Origin of the sequence: Victivallis vadensis (genome assembly GCF_003096415.1) — a bacterium.
Classification (GTDB): Bacteria; Verrucomicrobiota; Lentisphaeria; order Victivallales; family Victivallaceae; genus Victivallis; species Victivallis vadensis.
In genome coordinates this window covers 221,957-245,730 of record NZ_QEKH01000001.1, presented here as the reverse complement: position 1 = coordinate 245,730, position 23,774 = coordinate 221,957, and the positions used below count along the sequence as shown (strand labels likewise).

At 60.3% G+C, this 23,774-nt stretch carries 16 protein-coding genes and 1 riboswitch; of the genes, 12 read left to right on the top strand and 4 right to left on the bottom strand.

The window, feature by feature from the left end; all coding sequences use genetic code 11:
- Positions 1-90: 90 nt before the first annotated feature.
- The 7 genes from C8D82_RS01040 (at position 91) to C8D82_RS01005 (ending at position 11,513) form a co-directional block, all read left to right on the top strand.
- Positions 91-573: a MarR family winged helix-turn-helix transcriptional regulator gene (locus C8D82_RS01040; protein WP_165832748.1), complete on the top strand. Its 483-nt coding sequence runs from the start codon at positions 91-93 to the stop codon at positions 571-573.
- Positions 574-731: 158 nt separating this feature from the next.
- Positions 732-1,880: a GntR family transcriptional regulator gene (locus C8D82_RS01035; RefSeq protein ID WP_116882400.1), complete on the top strand. Its 1,149-nt coding sequence runs from the start codon at positions 732-734 to the stop codon at positions 1,878-1,880.
- Positions 1,881-1,897: 17 nt separating this feature from the next.
- Positions 1,898-2,647, top strand: a complete 750-nt coding sequence (locus C8D82_RS22020; RefSeq protein WP_116882399.1) for a prepilin-type N-terminal cleavage/methylation domain-containing protein — start codon at positions 1,898-1,900, stop codon at positions 2,645-2,647.
- A gap of 36 nt (positions 2,648-2,683) precedes the next feature.
- Complete coding sequence (locus C8D82_RS01025) at positions 2,684-5,716, top strand: sugar-binding protein (RefSeq protein WP_165832747.1); 3,033 nt, start codon at positions 2,684-2,686, stop codon at positions 5,714-5,716.
- A 169-nt stretch (positions 5,717-5,885) separates the two neighbouring features.
- Positions 5,886-7,769, top strand: coding sequence for a right-handed parallel beta-helix repeat-containing protein (locus C8D82_RS01020; protein WP_116882397.1), 1,884 nt, complete (start codon positions 5,886-5,888; stop codon positions 7,767-7,769).
- Positions 7,770-8,322: 553 nt separating this feature from the next.
- Positions 8,323-9,057: a prepilin-type N-terminal cleavage/methylation domain-containing protein gene (locus C8D82_RS01010; RefSeq protein WP_116882395.1), complete on the top strand. Its 735-nt coding sequence runs from the start codon at positions 8,323-8,325 to the stop codon at positions 9,055-9,057.
- Positions 9,058-9,077: 20 nt separating this feature from the next.
- Positions 9,078-11,513 (top strand): hypothetical protein, encoded by a 2,436-nt coding sequence (locus C8D82_RS01005; protein ID WP_116882394.1) that lies wholly within the window; start codon positions 9,078-9,080, stop codon positions 11,511-11,513.
- On the opposite strand, the gene C8D82_RS01000 is transcribed toward C8D82_RS01005, so the two are convergent.
- Complete coding sequence (locus C8D82_RS01000; protein WP_116882393.1) at positions 11,502-12,380, bottom strand: helix-turn-helix domain-containing protein; 879 nt, start codon at positions 12,378-12,380, stop codon at positions 11,502-11,504. The two genes, C8D82_RS01005 and C8D82_RS01000, sit on opposite strands and share 12 nt — an antisense overlap.
- Before the next feature lie 147 nt (positions 12,381-12,527).
- On the opposite strand from C8D82_RS01000, the gene C8D82_RS00995 reads away from it, so the two are divergent.
- Positions 12,528-13,547 carry a uroporphyrinogen decarboxylase family protein gene (locus C8D82_RS00995; protein ID WP_116882392.1) on the top strand — a complete coding sequence of 340 codons (1,020 nt, stop codon included), beginning with the start codon at positions 12,528-12,530 and terminating at the stop codon, positions 13,545-13,547.
- Between the two features lie 38 nt (positions 13,548-13,585).
- Positions 13,586-13,717, top strand: a riboswitch (FMN riboswitch).
- A 123-nt stretch (positions 13,718-13,840) separates the two neighbouring features.
- The gene (gene ribB, locus C8D82_RS00990; RefSeq protein ID WP_116882391.1) at positions 13,841-14,458 is read left to right on the top strand and encodes a 3,4-dihydroxy-2-butanone-4-phosphate synthase; all 618 of its coding nucleotides are present in this window, start codon (positions 13,841-13,843) and stop codon (positions 14,456-14,458) included.
- Here ribB and C8D82_RS00985 read toward each other — a convergent pair.
- Positions 14,439-15,563: an aldo/keto reductase gene (locus C8D82_RS00985; RefSeq protein WP_116882390.1), complete on the bottom strand. Its 1,125-nt coding sequence runs from the start codon at positions 15,561-15,563 to the stop codon at positions 14,439-14,441. The genes ribB and C8D82_RS00985 overlap by 20 nt on opposite strands.
- A 158-nt stretch (positions 15,564-15,721) precedes the next feature.
- Between C8D82_RS00985 and C8D82_RS00980 the strand changes: the two genes are divergently transcribed.
- The 3 genes from C8D82_RS00980 (at position 15,722) to C8D82_RS00970 (ending at position 18,448) form a co-directional block, all read left to right on the top strand.
- Positions 15,722-16,327 (top strand): cytidylate kinase-like family protein, encoded by a 606-nt coding sequence (locus C8D82_RS00980; RefSeq protein ID WP_116882389.1) that lies wholly within the window; start codon positions 15,722-15,724, stop codon positions 16,325-16,327.
- A 157-nt stretch (positions 16,328-16,484) separates the two neighbouring features.
- Positions 16,485-17,450 (top strand): glycosyltransferase family 2 protein, encoded by a 966-nt coding sequence (locus C8D82_RS00975; RefSeq protein ID WP_116882388.1) that lies wholly within the window; start codon positions 16,485-16,487, stop codon positions 17,448-17,450.
- Positions 17,447-18,448 carry a glycosyltransferase gene (locus tag C8D82_RS00970; RefSeq protein WP_116882387.1) on the top strand — a complete coding sequence of 334 codons (1,002 nt, stop codon included), beginning with the start codon at positions 17,447-17,449 and terminating at the stop codon, positions 18,446-18,448. Before C8D82_RS00975 ends, C8D82_RS00970 begins: the two co-directional genes overlap by 4 nt.
- Here C8D82_RS00970 and C8D82_RS00965 read toward each other — a convergent pair.
- Entirely contained in the window at positions 18,412-21,633 is a 3,222-nt protein-coding gene (locus C8D82_RS00965; RefSeq protein WP_116882386.1) for a sugar-binding protein, read from the bottom strand. The genes C8D82_RS00970 and C8D82_RS00965 overlap by 37 nt on opposite strands.
- Positions 21,630-23,762, bottom strand: a complete 2,133-nt coding sequence (locus C8D82_RS00960; RefSeq protein ID WP_116882385.1) for a right-handed parallel beta-helix repeat-containing protein — start codon at positions 23,760-23,762, stop codon at positions 21,630-21,632. The genes C8D82_RS00965 and C8D82_RS00960 overlap by 4 nt, the downstream gene beginning before the upstream one ends.
- Positions 23,763-23,774: the final 12 nt, after the last annotated feature.

Here is a 23,774-nt window from a genome sequence, read left to right as displayed (position 1 = left end):
GATTTTTTGCGCTTTTTTATGAAAATCCCGTTGATGGAACCCCGGTTTGGTGGTACTATAGAAAACGTTCCACAGATAGAGGTAACCGGAATGAGTGAAAAGAAATTATACAACGAGATCCTGAAATTCGAAGACCGCAAGCATGAGGCCCTGATGGGAGTCTGGTGGTCGGGATTGCTGTTGAAAAAACATGCGCGGAAATTTTTTCAGGAATATCTTTCCAGCGAAGTGCAGTTCAATATCATGATCCTGCTGAAATATGCGGAGCATCCGTTGAGTCAGCGGGAGCTTTCCGAACGATTGCTGGTCGACAAATCCAACCTGACCGGGGTTTGCGGGCGGATGGAGGCCGCCGGGCTGCTGACCCGCAGCGCCTCGCCCGGCGACCAGCGCGCCTACGCGCTCGAACTGACTCCCGCCGGCCGCGATATCCTTGAGCATGTCGAAGGGCCTTACCGGGAGCGGATCCGCAGTTTCATGCAGGGCTTCGACGATCAGGAGATCGCCCGGTTCACCGAATACCTGACCCGGCTCCAGCGCGAACTGATCCGGCAGGAGGAGGAGCGGCCGTAGTTCGCGGCGCTTTCCGGAAAGACAGGCTTCCCCGCAGCCGGGGAGGCTTTTTTTTGTATAAAATTTGATAAATTTCAAACAATGCTCTTGACATTTTGTCCATCTTGAGCCATAATTATATACAGTTCAATAAAAATTAATACAATGTGGCGGGAGTGATGAAATACAACAGCAAAGCGGTCCGGCTGTCGGATGTGATCGTGCGTGATATCTGGGAAGGGCGGTTCGACGGCGCGAAATACCTGCCGGGCGAGGATGTGCTGGCCCGGGAGTATGAAGTGTCGCGCACCACGATCCGCCGTGTGCTGGATATCCTGAACCGGGAAGGAGTGCTGATCAAGGAGCCGAACCGCGGCTCCCTGATCAACCCGGACCTGAAATCACGGCTTTCAGTGGAAGAACTGTCCGCCGGAACCCTGCCGCCGGAGAAGATCACGCTGGGCGCGGTCTGGGCCGGTTTCCCCGATGCGATGACCATCGGCATCAGCGACGGAATCAAGGCGTATGCGGCGGAGGCCGGGATCGGATTCCATCTGTTCCAGAATGTCGAGGGGCACGCGAAAGTCCTTGAGGAGCTGGCGCATGTGAATGAACTTGCCGTCTCCGGGATCGTGGTGCTGCCCTATAATTTCGACGGTTACGCGGAGGCGCTGCGGAAGCTGGCGGCGCGCGATTTCCCGCTGGTCTGCGTGGACCGGCCGGTGAAGGGGCTGGAACTCTCCTGTATCGAGGTGGACAATGCCGGAGGCGTGTACCGGGCGGTGGTGAAGATGCTTGTGGAGTTCCGGCGGCCGGTCTACTATCTCGGGGCGGAGCCGGAGAACGACACCCAGCGCCTGCGGTACGAGGGCTATTGCCGGGCGATGAACGACGGCGGCTTCGACCGCGAGGTGGAGAAATGCACCTGCTTTTATCCCTCGACCGACAACCGCCCGGAATTCTGGCCGGTCGAAAAGAAGCAGGAGCCGCCCTATCGGGCCGCGCTGGAATTCCTGCGCCGGGTGGAGCGCCCGGTCAGCATCATGGCGATGAACGACTACGTGGCGCGGGGTATCTACCGGGCCGCCGAAGAACTGAAACTGAAGATCGGCCGTGATGTGATGGTGTTCGGTTTCGACGACCTGCCGCTGGCGAGCTGCCTGGAGTGTCCGCTCAGTTCGGTGCGCCAGCCGCGCCGCGAAATCGGTTACGAGGCGGCAAAACTGTTGCATGAGCGAATCATGGGCAAAGTGAGCCGCCCGGTGACGAAGTGCCTGCCGGTGGAGCTGATTGAACGAGAGTCAAGCCGTTTGGCCGATAAGAGATAAAAGCAGGAGGAAAATAAATGCAAAAAAGTTTCAGGTCTGTCAAGTTGCCGGTGATGAATAACGTCAGGAAGGCGGCTTCTATCTACTTCACTCTGATTGAGCTGCTCGTTGTAATAGCCATTATTGCGATTCTGGCGGCGATGCTGCTGCCTGCGTTGAACAAGGCCCGCAGCCGTGCGCAGCAGATCCAATGCGTGAACAATGAAAAGCAGATTGTAACCGGGATTCTGATGTATACGTCGGATTTCGGGGATCAGCTGCCGGCGACGATCACTTCGATTCTGGGGGCAGGGGTGACGGAGAACCGTTCGCTCTCCGAAAGCAAGCTGGCATATCCCAACGTCGGCCTCGGATTGGTGGCGGCTGGAAAATATCTGGGCGGGACGGATGCGGATTTCACCAGACGGGTAACCGGGAACAACCGCCCGAAGATCCTGAAATGTCCCTCCAACCCGAAGGACGGGTGGAATCAGGCGGGAGTGTATAATTTTGCGGATTACATCTATTCCCGCGATCTTTCCAACGTCTCCTGCTGTCTGCCGAGTTTCAACAAACCGCTCGGACGCCTGAAGAACGAAGTGCTTTCTTTTTGCATTTCAGGAGACCGGATGCTGCGCAACGGTGTCGAAGTCGGTAAAATTCCGCCGAATCACAATCGCGGCATTACCGTGGCGCGCGTCGACGGTTCCGCGTCATGGGTGTCGCTCAATACCTACCGCAGCGGCAGCAGTTTCGAGTCGCGGATGGAAAAGATCGACCAGTTGTAACCGGCCCCGGCCAAACGAATGCCAAATGGAGAAAGAATGAAAAAATGTGATTGGAACATCTGCCGTTCGGCGGCAGTGGTTGCGGTGCTGGCACTGTCGTTTGCGGTGCGGGGCGGAGAACTGCTGGATTGCGGGAAAGCAAAGCCGGAGAATGTGATTCTGCACACGCCGGAAAAACGCGGCCAGTCGGTCCGCATCGAATCGCTGGAACAGCGGGACGCTTTGCGGATCGATTGGGATTGCGCGCGTTCCGGTTATTTTGAATTTCAGCTTAAGCCGGGAGTGAAGCTGCCGGAATTCAGGACCGCGCAGATCCGGGTGCGCGCCTTTATCCCGGAGGGCGGCAAGTCGCGGAACTTCAATCTGCGCATTACCGACCGGGAGGGGGAGACGTTCCAGTTCACTCGGCCGCTTGCGGCGGAAGACAGGGGATGGCGGGAGTTTGCCTATCAGATCGACGCCGGGAAACCGAAGGCCGGCAGCTGGGGAAAGAGAGCGAACCGGCGGATCGATTTTCCGGCGAAATTGACCGGTTTCGCCTCGGATTTCAATTCCCGCGAGGGAAAAGGATACCTCGGTATCGGCGCAGTCGAAATTGAGGTGCTGCATTCGGGACTGCCGCTTCAGCCGCAGCTGGAAACCGGGTCGCCGCTTCAGATTCTGACACCGGAGCGGAAAGAGGCGCCGGGAATTTCGCTGGTCAATCCCCGAAAGGAAAAAGCGGAGGGAGAGCTTTTTTACCGGGTCGCCGACGCATTCGGCGCGGAGCTGGAGAACGCGACGCGGAAAATCACGCTTGCTCCGGGGGGAAAACTGCTGTTCCCGTTGATGAAACCGAAGAAGTTCGGAGTATATTATGTGGATGTCCGGTTCCGGGAGAACGATCCGCAGCTGAAAACGTTTGAAAAGCAGTACCGTTACTGCTATATGCGGCCCGCTGGACCCACGCCGGGGATGGCGAAGGGATTTCTGTTCGGCGTCTGCTCGCATCCGCAGGGGCTGTCCGACCGGGACCTGGAGCTGGAAGCACGGGCCGCCGCGCTGTGCGGCGTCAAAATCATGCGCACGGATATCTACTGGGAACGCATCCAGCCCGCTCCCGGCCGCTGGCTGTTCGGCAGCTTCGACCGGGTGGTGGAGGCGTTCGGGGCGCAGAATATCGAGGTTCAGGCGATCTACTGCTATTTGCCGAAGTGGGCCGTTGCAAAGGAGTGGAAGCCGCTCGCCCCGAACTACAAAGGCAAGCCGCGCCCCGATTACGGCCACTGGCGCAGATTCATCCGTGCTTTTGCGGAACATTATCGCGGCAGGTTGCGGTATGTCGAGGTCTGGAATGAACCGGACCATATCGGCTTCGCCAATTTTCCGGTTTCGGAGTATATTGAAATGATGAAAATCGCCTATGCCGAAACCAAAAAGGCCGCGCCGGAGATGAGCGTCCTGACCGGCGGTTATACCGGAATGCCCGGTTCTTCGCCGAAGATGAGGGAGAAGGACCACATGACACGTACCCTGACCGAAGGGAAAGGTTCTTATGATGTCTTGGCGTTTCACGGGCACGGCTCGATGTCGAGCTACCGCAACCAGGTGGACCGGCTGGTGAAGATGCGCCGCGACCTCGGCATTGAAGCGCCGTGGTATGCCAACGAAACCGCGATTTCCGCCATTCTGATCGGTGAAATGAAGCAGGCGGAAACCCTGTTTCAGAAGTTTCTGTACAGTTGGGCCAACGGAGCGATCGGTTACAACTGGTACGATCTGCGCAACGACGGCTTCGATCCCAATGCGAACGAACATAATTTCGGCTTGATTACCAGAGACTTTCAGCCGAAAGCCGCCTATGCGGTCTACAATGCGCTTTCCGGTACGTATCGCGAGGCGGAATTTCTGCGGGCCGTGCGGTTCGGCGGCAATATCGAGGCTTTTCTTTTCAAGGCTTCGGACGGCAGGCTGCTGCTGGCGGTCTGGAACAATGATCCGGGCTGCGACGGCACCCCGCTTTGTCTTTCCGGCATTTCCGGCCGGGCGGAGGAAATCGACCTGTTCGGAAATGTGGCTTCCCTGCCGGTTCGAGGCGGCCAACTGGTATTCAAGGCAGGGCGCAGCCCGGTCACCATCCGGTTGGAAGCGGATGCCGCCGAACTGAAGGGGGCCGGAGAGTTTCTGAAATCGGGACTGGTGTTTTCCGTCACGCCCGGTCGTGAAAGCGAGGTTATGCCGGAGTTTTGCAACCCGACGGCCCGGCCGCTGGAGCTGGAACTGAATTGGAGGCCGCCGGCGGGAGTAACGCTGTCCGCGGTCGGACAGAAGTTGAAATTGAAACCGGGCGAGTGCCGCAAGCTGCCGCTGAAGCTGACTGCGGCTCCCGAATTTCGTTCGCCGGACAGCCGGCCTGCCGAAATGAAACTGGAGCTGGTGCTCGGCGGATTGTGGCACGGCGAACTGTGTTATCCGGTACGCACCGTGGTCTGGCTGGAAACGGAGATGCCCCGGACGCCGGTATTCGTGCTGCGTGAAGCGGCGCAGGTGATTCCGTTTGCGCCGAATGTGCCGGAGAAGGAACATCTGTTCTGGAAGGGGCCTGCGGACCTTTCCGCCGAAATCCGGCTGGCACATGACCGGCAGGCATTGCTTTTCGAGGCGGTCGTGACCGATGACATCCATCATCAACCCGGTTTCGGGGCGGAGGTCTGGCGCGGCGACAACATCCAGATGGCGCTGCAGCTGCCGGGGCAGAAAGGGATGTGGGAACTGGGCTTCACCCGGCTGGACGATGGAAAAAGCGAAGCGTTTGTCTGGCTTGCCCCTTCCGGTTTTTCGGCGGACAAGGCTGCCGGGGCGGTTCGGCTGGAAACGTCGCGTGACGAGAAGAAAAAGCAGACGGTGTACCGTGCGGCGATTCCGTTTGAGGCGATCGGCCTGAAGGAAACGGCGAAGAAGCGCGGTTTCAGGTTGAATCTGATCGTCAACGACAATGACGGCGAAATGCGTGAATCCTGTATCGGCGTCGCACCCGGCATTGCAGAAAACAAGGACCCGGAGCGTTATCCGATCATCAAGTTCCGGTGAAATACATCCGGCTGAGTTGAGGCGGCGGCGCGATCCGTGTGATCGGCGCCGCCGCTGTTTTTTGTGGAACTTCTCACAAACAGATATGTTTTTGGCGATTCATCTATTCTCAATCCGGCTTGCTCTGTGGTATAATATTGGAGTAATGACGGAAAGGGAGTTGTAATCAATGAAAAAATCGCTTGTCTTACTGATGTGCTGCGGAGTGCTGGGAGGTTCTGCCGCCGAATTCACCCCGATTGATCCGCTGGCGGACTCCGCCATCGACGAAAAGAAAATTCCCGTGGTAACCGGGGCGGAAGAATTTGAAGTCGAAGAACCTGCAAAGTTGAACGACGTCATGGTCAATGTCGCGGATTTCGGGGTAAGCCCGGATAAAAGCGACAATACCGCGGAGTTTCGCGCCGCGGTCGAAGCCGCGCGGAAACAGAAGGCTTCCCGGATGGTGCTGCCCCACGGCGTCTACCGCTTCACCTCAAGCGACTGGCTGGAATTCAACGGTTTTTCCGATTTCGAGTTTGACGGGCAGGGTTCCACACTGATTTTCAGCAAGCCGCGCGACGTGCAAAGCTGTATGTTCAACATCATCGGCTGCCGCCGGGTGCGGTTCCGCAATTTCAGGATCGACTGGGACTGGGAGCGCGACCCGATCGCCAGCCTGATCGAAGTCGAAAAAGTCGACCCGGAACGGAGATGGGCCGACTTCCGGTTCGTCGATTACCGGAAGTTCCCGCAGCGGGACATCAGGATCAACCTGATCGATCAGGTGAAAGCCGACAGCACCGCCGGAATGGGGGAGGGCACTTTCTGGCTGGCTCCGACCGGAGAAAAGAAGTGGCTCGGCGACAACCTGTTGCGCGTTGAAGCCGGTTCTTTCAACGGCGGCCGGATGCCGGAGCAGCTCAAACCGGGCCAGAGGTTTCGCATGAGTCACTATTACGGCACCTATACCGGCGTCGCGATGTCGGGCAATATTCACCTGACGTTGCAGGATATCGACATGTACTCCTGTCCCGGTTTCGCGTTTCACGCTTATGACGGCCAGCACCATTGGCAGATGAAAAACGTGAACATCGTGCGCAAGCCCGGCACCTTCCGCCCGATCACTGTGTCGGCCGACAGCGTCCATATCACCAAGGCCAAAGGGTATTTCAAAATGGAAAACTGCGAAATGAGCTTCGGCAACGATGACTGTTTCAATGTGAACGACCAGTCGCGCACCGGCATCCGGCGGGGAGAAAAAACATTGCATGTGGTTCACCGGAGCGGCGGTTTCTTCGTCGGCGATGAAATCGAATTCCGCAATGCGGACTATTCACCCGCCGGAGTCACCTCCCGGCTGGTCGCCGAGCGTCCGGTGAAAACACCGGAAGGCGAGGTCTGGGAGATGGAGTTCGCCGACCCGCTGCCGGGCAAAGCGGGCGACCGCCTGATCCTTTTCAACCGGGAGCAGGGCTCGAAGAATATCATCCTGCGCGACTGCTACTTCCACGACAACCGCGCCCACGGCATGCGGCTTCAGGCGAACGACATCACCGTGGAGAACTGCCGGTTCGTGAATAACGCGATGGGGATCGCGATCACCACCGGCTATACGCTGAACAGCTGGTGCGAAGGGTACGGCGCCTCGAATATCCTGTTGCGCAACAACATCTTCTCCGGTGTGAACCAAAGCAATTATCACGCGGCGGAAAAGTCGCCGATGGTCTATATCGGCGTGTTCCTGAAAAGCGATCCGTCGCCGGAACGGACTTCCTATCCGATCATCAGCCGGATTCTCTTTGAGGGCAACCGTTTCGTGAACTCTCCCGGCGTGATCAGTTACATCTCCTCCGGGCGCGATATCGTGTTCAGAAACAATACGGTCATCAACGATCGGCCCAGTCTTTCCGGCGTGGCGGAACGCGGAGGCGTCGCCGCCGACTGGTGCGGCAATCTCTTTCTGGTCGGCAACCGCTGGATGAAATCGGAATTCATGCCGCCGCCGCAATTCCTTTCCGGCGGCGCGGGAGTTCACAATGTTTGTTTCCGTGGGAATCAACTTTGTAAATGAACGGGGGAATTTATCGGCATTGCCATTTTCGCGGCGCACAATAAGTGCGGTCAGCGCCGTGAACGAATGTGAGGGAATTATTTTGCGGTAGCAAAATAACGAGGAACGATAGTGACGAAGCCGAACGTAGAGAGCGAAGCCCCTCTGGCGTAGTGAGCGCAGCGAACGTTGAAGAGTTGACGGGCGCAGCCCGGCAAGTAAGCGGCAAAGCCGCGCCCGCGAATGGAAGTGCTTCGCAAGTCAACGGGAGGTCCGAGGCGAGTGGACGGGCGATCGTGCACGCCGCAGGCGGGCAGGCCTTGAAAAAGGCCCTCCGGAGCCATCCGCAAATGACCGGCACCCAGTTTATGGCCGGTAACGATACGGAAATGCGAATTAAACGTAAGTATAATTATATGATCACGTGCGACTGGAAAGCGGAGCTGAAGCTTACTCCCGCAGAGCGGGAGCAAGCCCTTCAGGCTCCGCACGCCAGGGGCGGTCCCGGACGGCAGGTAAATATACAGGAGTGACTGAAATGTACACAACTCACCTAACGAACGAAAGGAGTAAAATGTCTAGAAATCAAAGATTTACCCTTGTTGAGCTGCTTGTGGTGATAGCCATCATCGCGATCCTGGCCGCAATTCTGCTGCCGGCGCTGAATAAAGCGCGTGACCGGGCCAAGTCGATTTCATGCGTCAACAACCTGAAGCAGCTTGGGCTTTCGATCAATGCTTACAGTGTTGACAATGATGGATTTGTGCCGAATTTCAGATATGGAGGAACGATTTCTGAAAATTGGCTTGGATTGCTGTATTCTCAACTCGGAGGAAGCGGGGATATCAAAGATATTGGTTCCACGGATGAGGAAATTCGGGCAAAACTGCCTAAGGTGTTCAATTGTGCTGCCGGCGAAATTTATCAGCCCGGACTCAATATTTCCAATTATTGTTACAATATTTATGCCGGAGACGTTTCTGGTCCTTATTCGCCGGGAGCGCCGTGGCAGAGCAGGCCGATGCGATTGAGCAAGGTTGCCGCTCCGAGCCGTTACCGTCTGATGTTTGATGGAAAGACGCATGACGCAAACGCCGTGCGGCATCCCTACTTCCTTTGCGGACCGAACTGGTATTTTGCCGACGCGTACAAATTGAATCAGGGAAGTTTCCTGCACGGCGGCATGAATAATGAACTTCTGGCTGCCGGGAATGTCAGGAGCATTCTGATCAGTGAAGTCGCCGCGATGAGTCCCGGCTATACGGACGACTACTATGGGGCCAACTGGTCGATTCGCCCCGAACGTTAAGCGGCAGGAAATTTGAATCCATGAGAACAGTTTACCGAAAAAATTGTGCCGATACCGATGCGGCCGACCGCGATTTCTTTCATTGCGGCGAAGTCGCGGTGGTGGAGGACGGGTGCGGCCGCTATCTGCAGGCGGCGGAGACGCCGCTGGCGCGGTTCGGCTACCGGTTCCGCCTGACGCCGAAACGCCCGCATCTGCTGCGGGTGCGCTACCCGGATAACCGCCGCCGTTTCATGATGATCGGGGACGGCACCAGCTACGATGCGAGCTGCGCGGTCGTGACGGGCCACCGCTGGGAAATCTCCAATTCGATGCAGCAGCTTGAACAACTGTTCTGGCCGCGCTTCGGGGATTTCTCGCTCTGTTTCATGACCTGGGGACAGGATGAGGCGGCGGCGGTCGAAAGTTTTGAAGTGTTTGAATTGGAGGAAAGAGAACTTGCTCCGCTGGAACCGGTCGGGGAAGGGGGGCGCGACCTCGGCGTGCAGTACGAGGACCCCTGCGGTACGCAGGCGAGCGAGGGCGCGCAGAACTTTGCGGAGTGGATGGAGCACGTTTTCACCTATCTGCGGCACACCGGCCAGAATACACTGGTGTATCCGTTGTGCTGGTATCACGGCCCGTGGTTTCCGAATGACAGGGAAGCGGCGCAGGTGTTCAGCATCACGGTTGCCGACGACCGCCGCCAGTATATTGCGTGGAGCGACGCCCCGGCAGACTGGCCGGCGGAACTGCTGGCCCGCTGCGACCGCGAAAAGATCGGTTTTATGGGGGAATTCACGCTGCTGCGGCTTGATTCGCTGATGCGGAAAATGAATATCGACCAGCGTGCGATCGAGGCGGGCGCTCCGACTTTCAACAATATGCTGTGCAACAATATGGTACAGTCCGGGACGATGGATTGGACGGTGGTTTACCATTCGGCCAACTACCCGGAGATGCTGAAAAGCGACGACCCTTTCAACACAGCCGCGCCGCGCCGGATGGCGTTCGGCGAAAAGAGCCGGATCGACGGCTGTCCGGTCGGGCCGATGTTCAATGTGCTGCACCCGGAAGTGCAGCGGGCGGTGCTGGAATTTTTCCGCGAAACCTGCCGCAGGTACAGGCGCTTCCGGTCGTTCCGGGGGATCAGTGTGACGATGTGGGCGCCGACGATCCTGTGGTTCGGTTCGCTGAAGTCGGGGTACGATGATTACACGGCGGGACTTTTCGAGCGCGAAACGGGCATTGCGGTTCCGGTGGAGCCGCTCGACCCGGAGCGTTTCCGCAAGCGCAGTGAATTTCTGCTGGGGGAGCATCGCGAAACGTGGATTCGCTGGCGCTGTGAAAAGATCGCCGCGTTTCTGCTGAAAATCCGCGACGCGATGATTGCCGAGCGGCCTGACCTGACGCTTTCGCTGACGATGTGGAACGAGCCGTTCGTTCCGGCGGTCTGCGACGTGAATACCCCCGGCTGCCAGTTCGGGAGCCGCGAAAGCTGTGACCGGCTCTACCGCAACGGCGGTATCGACCTGGCACTGCTGGCGGGCGAGCGCAACATCGAAGTGATGTTCCAGACCGACGGCGGCAACCGCGACCGCACGCCGTCAAACCGTACAAAGGAAACGGAATATTTTCACATGTTCCGCGATTTCGACTATCTGGATGATTCGGTGTGGGAAAAGATGGCAGAGCTGGACAACTGCGGCGTTTATATCTTCAATGCGTGGCATGAGGCGTGGGGGCGGCACCTGTGGTTTCCCGCTGAAGAAGGCGACCGGAACTGCGCCCGGTACAATCAGGTCTACGGCGGAAAGGCGGACGGCATGTTCCGGATCAATTCCAGCTATGAACCCGACGGCTTCTGGTGGGATTCGCAACTTCGTATCGCTCCGGCATTCCCACCCGGCAGACAGTATATGGAACACTTCGCCCACGCGCTGGCTTCCGGCGACGCGCTGAAGATCACGGCGGGCGGGCTGTTCCTCGACAAGGTGCATCGCACGGAGTTCCGGGAATTTGCCCGGGGCTACCGGCGCCTGCCCGGGCGGAAATTCGAGACCGTGGGCGGTTCGACCGATCCGGTGGCGGTGCGGCAACTGACCGTCAACGGGGAAACATTCGTGTACTGCGTGAACCGTGAGCCTTATGAGGCGGCGGTGCGGCTCGCCTTTGACCGGGAACCGGAAGGAGTTTGCCTGACGGATGACAAACCGTTCCACGGAGGGGAGATACGGTTGGGCGCGTATGAGTTGGCCGCTTTCAAACTGGCGGAAAACAAGGTTACGGCCTTCCGCTGTGAAATCGCACCGGAGACGATCGAAATGCTCCGGCAACGATTGGAACGGGCGCTGGCGTTGCCCGCGCTGCCGCCGGAGACGGCAAAGACGTTGCGGCAACTGTTCCGCGAGGGGCGCTACTCCCGGTTGCGGCACTGCCTTGGCAGTTACGCGGTGGCCAAGGCGTCAGAAAAGTGACCGCCGCTGCCGGAAGAATTTGGGGGCGATGCCGAAGTGCTGCTTGAATACGCGCGACAGGTGGAACGCGTTGCTGAAGCCGAAGCGTTCCGCCAGTTCGCCGAGCGTCTGCGTGTCCCGGAGCAGCAGGAGCCGGATCTGCTGGAGCTTGCGTTCGGTCTGGTAGCGGGCGGGCGGCATGCCGATGATCTTGCGGAATTCAAGCGTGAAATGTTCGCGGCTCATGCAGGCGAGGCGGGCCAGTTCTGGGACGGGGTGGTTGCGCTCCGGGTTGTTTTCGATGAAGTTCACGACCCGTTCGATACGGTCGAGAGTGTCGGGATTGTGGAGCGGCAGTTCCCATTTTCCGGCTTTCCAGATTAAGGAGAGCAGTTCATAGAGGATGGCCATCAGTCCGAGTTCGCCGCTGATGGCGGCGTTGTCATGCGGAGCCGGCGTATTTTCGGTTCGGGCGCAGGCGAGGTATTTTTCCAGAAGTTCGGGCGGATACTCGTTCAGCTCCACCGCATGCGGCTTGAGCAGGTGCCACAGGTCGAGCCCGGACCACGAATTCATCCGGAAAAGCGTGTGGTAGAGCCGGGCGTGGTCATGCCGCACCAGTGTCAGCCGGAGCTGCGAGGGCAGGAAATAGAAGCAGTACGGCTTGAGGGTGATCGGTTCTCCGCCGCACTGCACTTCGGCATTCCGGCAGGTGGTCAGGAAGATGCTGCAGTGGGAGTTCACGTCGCTCTGCCCCCGCCAGTAGCGGTCGGAGAGATCGACCACCGCATGTTCGTATACGTAGAGCTGCATGGAGTTGGTGAAGTCGCTCATCTGCAGGGCGGTGGTCTTGTAGACTTTGAAATAGGAGTCGTTCCGGTTCTGCACGTTCTTTTCTCCTGTTGCGGAATCATGTTATGATAATTTATACCGCCGATTGTGTTTTTTCCACACCATCGGCGGAATTTTCCGGCGTCCGGATTGCAATTCCGGCCGGGGTGTGTAAGGTAATAGAATTGGTTGAAAGGAAAGCATATGAAACGCGAACCTGATTTCGGCAATCTGTTGAAGGTGTTGGAGCGCAAGGTCCCGGACCGGCCGACGCTGTTTGAGTTTTTCCTGAATCCCCGGCTGTACCGGGAACTGGCGGGAAATGAGGCGGTGCCGGAGCGGTTGATGCACATTCCGGCATACCGCAACGCGGGGTACGACTACGCGCCGATTCTGGCGGCTCCGGGATTGTTCCCGCACCCGAGACCGGCGCAGGAGGCGAGCTGCTCGATGAACGAGGCTCCCGCCTTTACGGACCGGGCCGCCGAACGGGACTACCGCTGGCGGGAGCCGGAGGAGGCTTACGATTCCCGTTATATGAAGGAAGCTGCCGCCTGTCTGCCTCCGGGGATGAAGCTGATCGCCTACGGCCCCGACGGGATGCTGGAGAATATGATCCGGCTGATCGGCTTCGACAACCTCTGCTACGCGGTCGCCGATGATCCGGAGTGGGTGGGGGAGATTTCGGAGAAGGTCGGTTCGCGCCTGGTGCACTATTACAAAACCGTCTCCGCCGATCCCGCGGTGGGCGCCTGCATCGTGAACGACGACTGGGGATTCCATTCGCAGCCGATGCTCAGTCCGGAGGATATGCGGCGCTATATCGTGCCGTGGCACAAAAAAATGGTCGAGGCGATCCACGGCAACGGCAAGCCGGCCATCCTGCACTCCTGCGGCCGCCTCGACGCCCTGATGGATGACATCATCGACGTCTGCCGGTACGATGCGAAACATTCGTATGAGGATAAAATCCTGCCTGTGGAGGAGGCTTACGAACGTTACCACGACCGGATCGCGATTCTCGGCGGCATCGACGTCGATTTCGTGTGCCGCCGGACGGAGGGTGAGATTTTCAAACGCTCCGCCGCGATGCTCGAACGGACCCGCGCCCGCGGCGGCTACGCGCTCGGAACCGGCAACAGCGTGCCGGAATATGTGCCTGACGACAAGTATTTTGCGATGATCCGCGCCGCCGTCCCCGGCGTGGAAATTCCTCGGGCTTGACAGAAACGGGATCGCGGGATATATTAAGAAAAAATCAGATAAGTCTTCGGGGCGGGGTGAAATTCCCTACCGGCGGTGAAAGTCCGCGAACTTCGGGAACACGGTGTTTCCGGAGCCGATCCGGTGCGATTCCGGAACCGACAGTAAAGTCTGGATGAAAGAAGGCTGACACGCATGGAATGCGATTGCGTTCTACATGCCGGCGTTACGTCCCGGGAGCGGTTTGGGTACTGCTTCCGGGATTTTTCATTCCGGGCCTCGGAGATGGGTACAATAATGCGAGGTGAAGGAAAATGTTTGATCCGATCGAAGATGTGATCGCCGCAATCGGCCGCGGCGAACTGGTGATTGTGACCGATGACGAAGGGCGCGAAAACGAGGGTGACCTGATCGGCGCCGGCGCTTTCGCCGATGCCGCGATGCTGAATTTCATGGTCACTCATGCGCGCGGGCTGCTGTGCGCCCCGCTGTCGGCGGAATACGCGGCCCGGCTCGAGCTGGCCGAACCGGCGGGAAAGCACGATCCCCGCCACACCGCTTTCACCCAGAGCGTGGATGCGGTGGAAGGCACGACCACCGGCGTATCGGCGTTCGACCGCGCCCGGACCGTCGCCAGACTGGTCGATCCGGCCAGTACGCTGGAGGATTTCTATTCTCCGGGCCATCTGTTCCCGCTGATCGCGCGTCCCGGCGGCGTGCTGGAGCGGCCCGGCCATACCGAGGCGAGCGTCGATATGGCGGTGCTCGCCGGGCTGCCGCCGGTGGCGGTGCTGTGTGAGATACTGAAGGACGACGGCACGATGGCCCGCGTCCCCGACCTCGAACTCTATGCGAAAAAGCATCACTTGAAGATGGGGAGTGTCGCGGATCTGATCGCATACCGCAGGCGGCTCAACTGCGTGTGCGCATGACCTCGGCGAGTTTCGCCATGATACCGGGGATGTCGATCGACTGGGGACAGTGCTGCGTACACGCGCCGCAGGCGATGCAGTTCGCGGGGCGCTCGTTTTCCCTGAGCCGGTCCATCCGCTGCATGATCGCGACGTTCGGCGTGATGCTGTAGCTGTTGTAGATGTTCATCAGGTCAGGGATGTTCAGCTGCTGCGGGCAGTCGTCGCAGCAGTACCGGCAGGCGGTGCACGGGACGTTGAAATGATTGCGGAACAGTTCGCAGGCCTTCATCAGCACCGCCTCCTGTTCCGCGGTAAGCGGATCGGGGCGGTCGAAGGTCGCGATATTGTCCTTGAGCTGTTCGAGCGTGGACATGCCGCTCAGCACGACCAGCACGTTTTCCAGCCCGGTCAGCCAGCGGAAGGACCAGGACGCAATCGAACGTTCCGGCTCCGCCGCTTTGAGCAGCGCATTGGCCTCCGGGGTCAGGTCGGCGAGGCTGCCGCCCCGGACAGGTTCCATCACGATCACCGGCAGCCGGCGTTCGGTCAGGATTTCATACTGCGTTTTCGCATCCTGAAGCGTCCAGTCCAGATAGTTCAACTGGATCTGCGCGAAATCCCATTCGTGATGGTCCGCGAACTTCGCAAGGGTCTCCGGTTTGCCGTGGGAGGAGAAGCCGAGATAACGGATTCGTCCGTTCCGCTGTTCTCCGGCGAAATAGTCCAGCAGCCTGAGCTGCTCGTCGGTGTAGGTGCCGATGGATTTCTCATTCACGTTGTGCATTAAATAGAAGTCGAAGTAACCGGTGCGGCACCGCCGGAGCTGTTCCTCGAAAATATCTTTCGGGTTCTGCCCCGGAGTAAACAGAAAACCGGGAAATTTGGTCGCCAGGAAATAGCGGTCGCGCGGCCGGTTCCGCAATGCGTTCCCGAGGAAGCTTTCGGATTCACCCTTATGGTAAACATAGGCGGTGTCGTAGTAGTTGACGCCGTGGTCGAAGGCGTAGTCGATGATCCGCTGTGCCTGTTCCGTATCGATCGAACCGTCGGCATTGACCGGAAGGCGCATGTTGCCCATGCCGAGCTGTGAAATATGCAAATCTTTGAATGTTTTGTAAATCATCGTCGAATCTCCTGAATTTCCGATACTGTAAAATAATCGTCCGGTGCAGCGCCGGTCAACCCCTTTCCGGAAAAAAATTGAAAAAAATACGGTTGTAATTCCGTTTGGTGAGTCTTATATTGTGCTCGCACGGTTTTTCGAATGAAAGGGCACGAATCATGAATCCTGTTCGCATTATCACCATCAGCCGGGAATTCGGCAGCGGCGGACGCACCGTCGGCCGGGAAGTCGCGGAACGGCTCGGCGTCCCCTGCTATGACAAGGAACTCGTCGCGAAGATCGCCAGAGAAAGCGGTCTGGCCGAAGAGTTCATCAAAGAGAACGGCGAATATGCCGAATCCGCCAACGCCTTCCTCTTCAACTGGGCGCTGGCGGCGGGCGCCGGCGGCGGTTCCCTGCCGGTTTCGGACCGACTGTATGTGATTCAGCACAACCTGATCCGCGACCTCGCGGAAAAGGAGCCGTGCGTGATCGTCGGCCGTTGTGCCGACTACATCCTGCGTGAGCGCTCCGACTGCATGAACGTCTTCCTGCATGCCGATATGCAGTTCCGGATCGACCGCATCCTGCGCCAGTACGGCGAAGCGCCGGAAAAGCCGGAAAAGTTCCTGCTGGACCGCGATGCGAAGCGCAGAACCTATTACAGGCACTACACCGGCCGTCAGTGGGGCGTCGTGCAGAATTATCATCTCACTTTGAACACCGCCTTCCTCGGAATCGAACGTTGTGTGGACATGGTGCTCGAAGCCGCCCGCACTCATTGAAGTTACAGGAAGGGGCTGCGGCGCATCTTGGCCGCCAAAGGCGAAATCCCGGTCCGGAAACTTGTACGCGGCGTATATTTGCATTATAGGTGAAACGGATTTATATTCTGCAGATAGCCCCGATCGTTGCAACAGAGAGCTGAATTTGAGAGGAATCATGGGAAAGCAGGAGATTCTCCGGCTGGTGGTGCCGTGTTATAATGAAGAGCAGATCCTGGAGGAGAGCGCGGCACGTCTGCTGGAGAAGCTCCGCAGCCTGACCGGAGCGGGGAAAATCGCCGCCGGGAGCGGCATCCTGCTGGTGGATGACGGTTCATCGGACCGGACCTGGGAGATCGTCTGCGCCTTGCAGGAAGCGAATCCGGAAATCGCCGGAATCCGTCTCTCCCGCAACCGCGGCCACCAGATTGCGCTGTGGGCCGGTTTGATGACCGCGCGGAAGAACTCCGATGCGGTGATCTCCCTCGATGCCGATCTGCAGGACGATATCGAAGTGATCGACCGCTTTGTCGAGGAGTTCCAGAACGGAGCCGATATCGTCTACGGCGTGCGGAGCTGCCGGGATACTGATACTTTTTTCAAGCGTTCCACGGCGGAGGCGTTTTACCGGCTGATGAACTGGTTCGGGGTGAAAATTCTGTTCAACCACGCCGACTACCGGCTGATGAGCCGCCGGGCGCTGGAGGCGTTGAGCGAGTACCGCGAGGTGAATCTTTTCCTGCGCGGCATTGTGCCGCTGCTGGGATTCCGGCAGGCGGTCGTGACCTATGAGAGAAAGGCGGCGGAGCGGCCGACGCACTATCCGCTGCGGAAGATGCTGCTGCTGGCGCTGGATGGCATCACCTCGTTTTCGGTGACGCCGATCCGCCTGATCACGCTGCTGGGAATTGTGATGCTGGGGTTGAGCGCGCTCGGCGTGATTTACTACTGGATCGTTTATCTGAACGGCGGAACGGTGCGAGGCTGGACCTCGCAGGTGTTCATCATCCTGATTCTGGGCGGGCTCCAGCTGTTCGCCACCGGCGTGATCGGGGAGTATATCGGTAAAATCTATATGGAAGTCAAAGCCCGCCCCCGGTATTTCATCGAAGAGGAGCGCGGAACGGACGGTGAAAAACGATGAATCCCGTGGCGGTGTTGAAGCGGCAGCTGCAGAAACGCTGCCTGCCGTATTATATTGTGGATCGCGATCCGTTCATCTTTTATGCTTACTGGTTTGATTTTTATGGCCGGCTGGAGGATTTCACCCGCCGGTTTGCCGGAAAAAAGCGGGTGTTCGGCGTGTTTCAGTTCGGCTGGCACTACGAAACGGAGGAGCGCCAGGCGCGGCTGGAGCGCGAGGTGAAGGAGGCGCTCCGCCGGATTCCTCAATTGGAGGTGCGGTTTCTGGCCAACTCACCGGTTGAGGAGACGGGAGTGCGCAAGCTCGGATTTCCGGTCGTCTACTGCCACCAGAATGCGTTTCTGGAGGAGGGCAACTACCGTCTCTCCTTGAACGACAAGGAGTTCGATGCGGTCTATGTCGCGCGGATCACTCCGTTCAAGCGTCATGAACTGGCGGCGGAGCTGGATTCGCTGCTGCTGGTCGGCGATTATTCCGGTGCGGAACAGGCATTTGCGCTGGATGCGCTGAAAAAACAGAAGCCGGCGGCCGTCTGGAAACGGTATGTGCCGCACCGTTCCATCGCGGATGAGATCGGACGGGCGCGGGTCGGCCTCTGCCTTTCCGCGGAGGAAGGGGCGATGTTCGTCAGCGCCGAATATATGCTCTGCGGCCTTCCGGTGGTTTCGACGCGGAATCTCGGCGGACGGGACGGGCTGCTGCCGGAACCGTACCGGCTCCGGCCTGACGACTCCGCCGCAAGTGTCGCAAAGTGTGTCGCCTCCCTCGCCGCAGCCCGGTTTGAACCGGCGCAAATCCGGGCCGCCTTTCTCGCCGCCGCCCGGCCGCACCGGGAGAAGCTGATCGCGCTGCTGAACGACATCTACGCCGGCTGCGGCCGCCCGGCTCCGGTGACCCCGGAAAACTTCCGCCGGTACTGCCCCCATAAACTCGGCCTGCGGTGCGGCTTCCTGCCGCTGCTTTACTTGCAGGGGTTGTGCCGTTCCATCGGCCGGTGATCCGGTTTCAGCGGGGTCAGGTCGCCGAAGCGGCGCGGGTCGATGATATGGCCGCCCATCTGCAGGAAATATCCCTCCCATCCCTTGCGCCACCAGCCGTCGGATTCGTTGAACTGCACGCAGAAGCCGAAGGGTTTCCCCGACTCCGGGTCGAACTTCAACAGCCGCCACGGAATCAGGCATTCGTACACGGTGCGTCCCGGCCTGTCGTAACCCCCTTGATGGCGGATCACCTTGAGCGGCACTTCCGGCAGCGGTCCCGCGGGGCGTTCTTTCGTGGCCCGCTGCAGGATCGCCGGGCTGCCGTCCGCGAGGGTCAGCACCGGATAGCCGGTGAAGTCCGGGCGTTCGTGGTCGGCGTTGAGCCCGAGCTGGATGCTGTCGGTCCGCCAGGCGTCAAGTCCTTTGCAGTCGGCGTCATGCTTGTCGTCGAGGACTTCGGCGGCGAACAGCAGCCCTTCGCGGTTCCACGCGAATTTGAAGGTCGGCCGGTAATCCGCCGCACCGGTCCAGAAACGGGCGAGGGCGGTGTTGCGCTTGCGGGCGCCGCCGACCTGCGGGAACTCCGGAATGTCGTTCCAGTCTGCGAGGTCGCCGTCGATCGAAATCCGGTCGTCGAAGGGAATGCCGCGCAGGCAGAGCGGCCGCCGGGAGTGGAGCAGCGCGGCGTTTCCGGCCGGGGCGGAGAGTTCGACCGCGATGCGGTAGCCCTCGGTCCACCACAGCGCGTTGTATCCCTTGCCCGCGACCGGGCGGTAGGGATCGAAAGGCTCCGCCGGGTCGCCGCTGCCGGGCGTGAATTCCAGCGTGACGGTTTCGCCGGGCGCCAGCTTGACCGGCTGTGAAGCCGGGGTGAAGCGCCAGGAGGCGGGCGCGTCGTTCATGAAGTGGGGCGTTGCCGTTCCCGCGAAGGGCGCGCCGGAGTTGTTGCGCAGCGTGACCGAAATCACCGATTTCGTCAGACTTTCGGCGCGGCCGAACACCTCCATCGCGAACGGCTTTTCCCCCAGCGGCTCTTCCTCGGGCAGCACGATCGCCGGATGCCGGGCGGTGACGGCGCGTTTTTCCACCGCGACCGGTCCGCCCAGCACGAAGAGCGGCGCACCGCCGACGGTCAGCGCGACTTTCCGCCCGTTGGCGGTTTCGTTGCCGAAGGCGTCGAGCACCCGGAGCGGTTCCGGCGCGGTCAGGGTGACCTCATGGAAGTCGTTGAGGCTCCAGAGCGTGGTGACCGGCCTGCCGTCGGTGGTCCAGTCGAGTATCCAGAGATGGTCGGTGGAGGCGGTGCGCCGCCGCACGAATTCGGGATGGGGCAGCGTCGCGGCGAGCGCGGCCAGCGTCACCAGGCCGGGACGGCGGTGGAACTCATGTTCGGAGAGCGAATGATTCCGGATCGAATCGAACTGATTGACCAGCGCGTAACCCGCCATGAATTGACACAGATACTTGCGCTGCAGGTAGATCGCATGGGTCAATTCGTCCAGTTCGATCATGGTGTGGAAGGGCTGGGTAATCGAGGTCGGCCCCTCCGGCTTTTCGGCGGTCAATGCAAAATAGGCGTCCTCATTCACATAAACCGGTTTGTCTCCGAAGAGGTCGCGGATCGCCGCGATATCCTCCTCGTGGCCGAATTCGGGGCGGTTCGGGCTGCGGTAGCCGTGGACCGCGACGATGTCCACGACGTCGCGGCCGCCGACGAGCGCCAGCGTTTTCAGGAACGAGAGGTTCACATGGGTGGTGCCGGGCGACATCAGCCGGAGCTTCGATCCCGCCGCGCGCAGGTTCTGCCGGACCCGGGCGACCAGCGCGGCGAAAGGGACGAGATCGGTTTCCACGGCGGTCGGCGGCCAGTTCTCCGGTTCGTTGTAGATTTCCTGACAGTAGATGAAGTCGGGGTACTTTTTCTCCAGCTTGAGGAAAGCGGCGGCGATACGGTCCGCCTTCGCCGCGAGCGTCTGCGGCGTCTGCGGCCGGAACGCCGCATCAAGGCAGGGACCGTTGACCAGCAGGCCGTTGGCCCGGGCGCGTTCGGCGTATTGCCTGGTTTCAAACTCTCCGGGCTGCCGCCAGGTCTGGCGGATCTGCCGGATGCCGAGCCGGGCCGCGAGGTTCCAGTCGGCGAAATAGTTGCCGCTGTACGGGGAGCGCCGGTCGTACCGGTCCGGCGTGACCGGGATGACCGGGATCACGGCGAACTGCTGTTCGCGGATTTGCGCCGGTTTCCCCGGCAGCGCGGCTTCGGCGCGCAGGCGGTAGACGCCGTTGCGGGCCAGCCGTTCCGCCGGGACGGAACCGGAGAGGCGGAGCGGTTCGGCGGTGAGCGTGCGCCTTTCGGAGCTATTCCAGAGTTCGCGGCCGTCGCGGTCGAAGCAGCGGAACCGGAGGCCGACCGTCTCCCCGATACGCTGCGTGGTGCGCAATTCGAGGGCGAAAGCGGCTTCCCGGCCGCGGTCGAATACGTTGTTGCCCGAAGGCGGGTTGCGCCATTCCAGCTCCAGTTCGACCGGGTGCAGGAAACGGGCGCGCTTCGGTTCCGTGCTGTTCCAGCCGGCCTGCCGGCTGCCGTCGAAGCGGTCGGAACGGGCGGGGCCGCTTCCCGATACGCGGAACTCCTTCACCCGCAGCTCCCGGATTGCGCTCCGGTCGTGGAAACCGTCCAGCGTGAGCCCGATCCGGTTCGGCATAAAGGGCTTGGCGGGAACGATGCGCAGCGCTTCCCGGCAGGCCTGGCCGTCGGTGGAAGCGGAGAACCGGAGCGTCTCTCCGTCGTATTCGGCCTTCAGGAAGAGGCGTTCGGCAGCGGCGTCCCACTGCTCACTGGAGCGTTTCACCTGAAAGTGCCCCCGTTTTTCATAGCAGACGGCGGCGAGCGGAACCCGCGCCGGATTGGCGTCCCGCTCCGGATTGAAAGGGCCGAAGCTGAAGCGGGAACCGTTTGGGCCGTCCTCGATGAAAAGCCCGAACCACGATTCGCGCGGCAGAAGTCCGGAGGGGCCGGGGGCGGGGCGGAGCAGCTCGGCTTCGAGTGTGAAGGGGGAGCCGTCCCACGGCTGGACCGTGGCGGCATGGGGGGCGGCATATCCCCATTTGTTGCCGCCGGCGTCGAGGCTGGCGACCAGATCGGCGGCGGCTCCGGAAGCGAGTCCGAGCGCAACGGGAAAAAGGAGATGGATCAGGCGGTTCATCTGGCCTCCGTTCCGTAATAGAGGTTGTTCTGTTCGACCAGGCGCCAGTCCGCTTTGGAGCCGGGGAGGCCGTCGTATTGATTGCCGGTGAAAAACAGTGTGCCCGCTGATTTTTCGGAAAGCTCAAATATGGTCCGGTATCCGAGGAACAGGTTGCCGTCGAGAAAGATGCGCACATCGTTTCCACCGAGCTTCAGCGCCGTGCCGCCGCCGGAGCGCAGCCGGAAGCGGTTGCCCCGGATCGCGTGTTCGATGCCGCCCGCAAGTTCGATCGCGGCTTTCGGTTGCGCCGCCGTTGTTTCAAAGTCGTTTTCCGCGATCACGATGCGCTCGGCATGGCCGTTGACGGCGGCGATCCGACCGTTGCGGAAGGTGTTGCCCTTGAGGAAGATTTCCCGCGCGGTTTCGATGCTGACGGCGCGGGGCGCGGCGGTTTCGGCGATGAACTGGTTGCCGGTGACCAGTATCTGGCCGTTGCCGAAGTGGTCGGGTTTGCCCGCGCTGTGGAGGCGGATGAAATTGCCGCGCTGCTTTTCGGCGCCCTCTTCAAAGACCAGCACCTGATTGTTGGCGATCAATACCCGTTCCCCGTAGAAATAGCAGCCGATTCCGGCGCAGGCGGAGTTGACCGAAATATTATTGGAAATCACCACGTTTTCGCCGCCTTCGGTATCGTAGGCGAGATCATCCATATAGCGGGCGATGTTGCCGCTGATCAGGATATTGCGTCCCTTGGACCCCCAGGCCAGCGTGGTGCCGTGTTCGGCGAAATTGTTCTGTACGCTGATGTCGTAGGTTCCGGCGGTGTCGCGGTGGAAGCCCGGCGTGCCGGGAGCGGTGCGTTTCACGGTGCGGGCGGAGCCGGGAGCGATGCCTTGTTTGGTGTCGTTGCTGTCGCCGCCCCACCACATGCACTGGTAGACCACGTTGCGGCTCCAGTTGCCGGTGTGGTTCAGGAACTCGCTGCCGTCGGCGATGTTGGTCAGCGTCCGGCACCGTTCCGCCCGGTTGCCGCGCACCGTGATCCGGGAACAGTGCCGGGCGAGCAGTACGTGGGAGAGATCGGCGAAACGGCCGTCGGCCACGAGGATATCGCGGCAGCCGGTGAGCGCGAACAGGATCGGAGCGCCTTTCTCATGCGGCACGGCATCCTGTCCGGTTCCCCGCCAGGTCGCGGTGGAACAGTTCAGGAAGCGCAGCCCGGAGCGGCCTTCGGCGGTGACGAGCGCGCCGCTTTTCCTGCGGTCGTATTCAAAACGGGCGCCGTCGATCGTGATGTCGTCTCCGGCCAGCTCAATCGAGCCGAGAATCCGCAGCCGCGAGCCGGGCGCGAAATGAAGCGAAGTCCCGCCGGGAACCTTCAGCGTCTCCACAAAATAGGTCGCGGCAGGGAGCCGGAGCGACCGTTCGCCCGCATCGAGCCGTTTCTGCAGGGAATCGTCGGCGGCGGCCGGGGCCGACGCGCCGGGCCAGGCGGCGAGGCCGCGGCCGGAGCCTGTTTCCCAATTCCCCGCATCGGTGAAGTCGTCCCGTTCGCTCCTGCCGTCGGCGGTCAGGGTGAAGGAGTCGAACCGGACCGGGGCGACGGGCCTGGCGTGGTAGCTGTCCACTGTGATTCCGGCCCGGTCCGGCGCGAAACCCGTCGGTACTGCGGTTTCCAGAATGGTGCGGGAAGGTTCGCCGGGGACGGCGCAATCGAGCGAAAGTTTGCCGTTTTCAAGCGTCAGGGCCAGGCGGCGGCGACCATTCGCCGGAACCGGATCGGCGGCGGCCCGGCGCTGCATATTGCCGTTTTTCTCGTAGGAGATCAGTGTCGGGGTCAGGTTCTGCGGCGCGGAATCCCAGCCGGGATTGAACAAACTCCAGATGTAACGGGTACGCTGCCGGGTGTCCTCCAGATAGATGCCGAACCAGCTTTCGCGCGGAATGGGCGTCTCCTTTCCGGCGGCGGCTTCAAATTCGACCGCCAGTTCCAGTTTTCCGGCGGCGGGTACGGGGCGGAGCAGGGTGTTGTGGCTGCCCGCGTATCCCCATTTGTTCTCGCCCCTGACGACGCCGAACTGGACTGCGGCGCAGAGGGTTCCGGCGGCGAACAGCATCGCCGAGGTGCAGATGTTGCGGTATTTCATTGGCATTTTTCC

Bases quoted from the DNA above. Each gene is read 5' to 3' on its own strand.
- C8D82_RS01040 (WP_165832748.1), top strand. From the start codon at position 91: ATGAGTGAAAAGAAATTATACAACGAGATCCTGAAATTCGAAGACCGC.
- C8D82_RS01035 (WP_116882400.1), top strand. From the start codon at position 732: ATGAAATACAACAGCAAAGCGGTCCGGCTGTCGGATGTGATCGTGCGT.
- C8D82_RS22020 (WP_116882399.1), top strand. From the start codon at position 1,898: ATGCAAAAAAGTTTCAGGTCTGTCAAGTTGCCGGTGATGAATAACGTC.
- C8D82_RS01025 (WP_165832747.1), top strand. From the start codon at position 2,684: ATGAAAAAATGTGATTGGAACATCTGCCGTTCGGCGGCAGTGGTTGCG.
- C8D82_RS01020 (WP_116882397.1), top strand. From the start codon at position 5,886: ATGAAAAAATCGCTTGTCTTACTGATGTGCTGCGGAGTGCTGGGAGGT.
- C8D82_RS01010 (WP_116882395.1), top strand. From the start codon at position 8,323: ATGTCTAGAAATCAAAGATTTACCCTTGTTGAGCTGCTTGTGGTGATA.
- C8D82_RS01005 (WP_116882394.1), top strand. From the start codon at position 9,078: ATGAGAACAGTTTACCGAAAAAATTGTGCCGATACCGATGCGGCCGAC.
- C8D82_RS00995 (WP_116882392.1), top strand. From the start codon at position 12,528: ATGAAACGCGAACCTGATTTCGGCAATCTGTTGAAGGTGTTGGAGCGC.
- ribB (WP_116882391.1), top strand. From the start codon at position 13,841: ATGTTTGATCCGATCGAAGATGTGATCGCCGCAATCGGCCGCGGCGAA.
- C8D82_RS00985 (WP_116882390.1), bottom strand. From the start codon at position 15,563: ATGATTTACAAAACATTCAAAGATTTGCATATTTCACAGCTCGGCATG.
- C8D82_RS00980 (WP_116882389.1), top strand. From the start codon at position 15,722: ATGAATCCTGTTCGCATTATCACCATCAGCCGGGAATTCGGCAGCGGC.
- C8D82_RS00975 (WP_116882388.1), top strand. From the start codon at position 16,485: ATGGGAAAGCAGGAGATTCTCCGGCTGGTGGTGCCGTGTTATAATGAA.
- C8D82_RS00970 (WP_116882387.1), top strand. From the start codon at position 17,447: ATGAATCCCGTGGCGGTGTTGAAGCGGCAGCTGCAGAAACGCTGCCTG.
- C8D82_RS00965 (WP_116882386.1), bottom strand. From the start codon at position 21,633: ATGAACCGCCTGATCCATCTCCTTTTTCCCGTTGCGCTCGGACTCGCT.
- C8D82_RS00960 (WP_116882385.1), bottom strand. From the start codon at position 23,762: ATGAAATACCGCAACATCTGCACCTCGGCGATGCTGTTCGCCGCCGGA.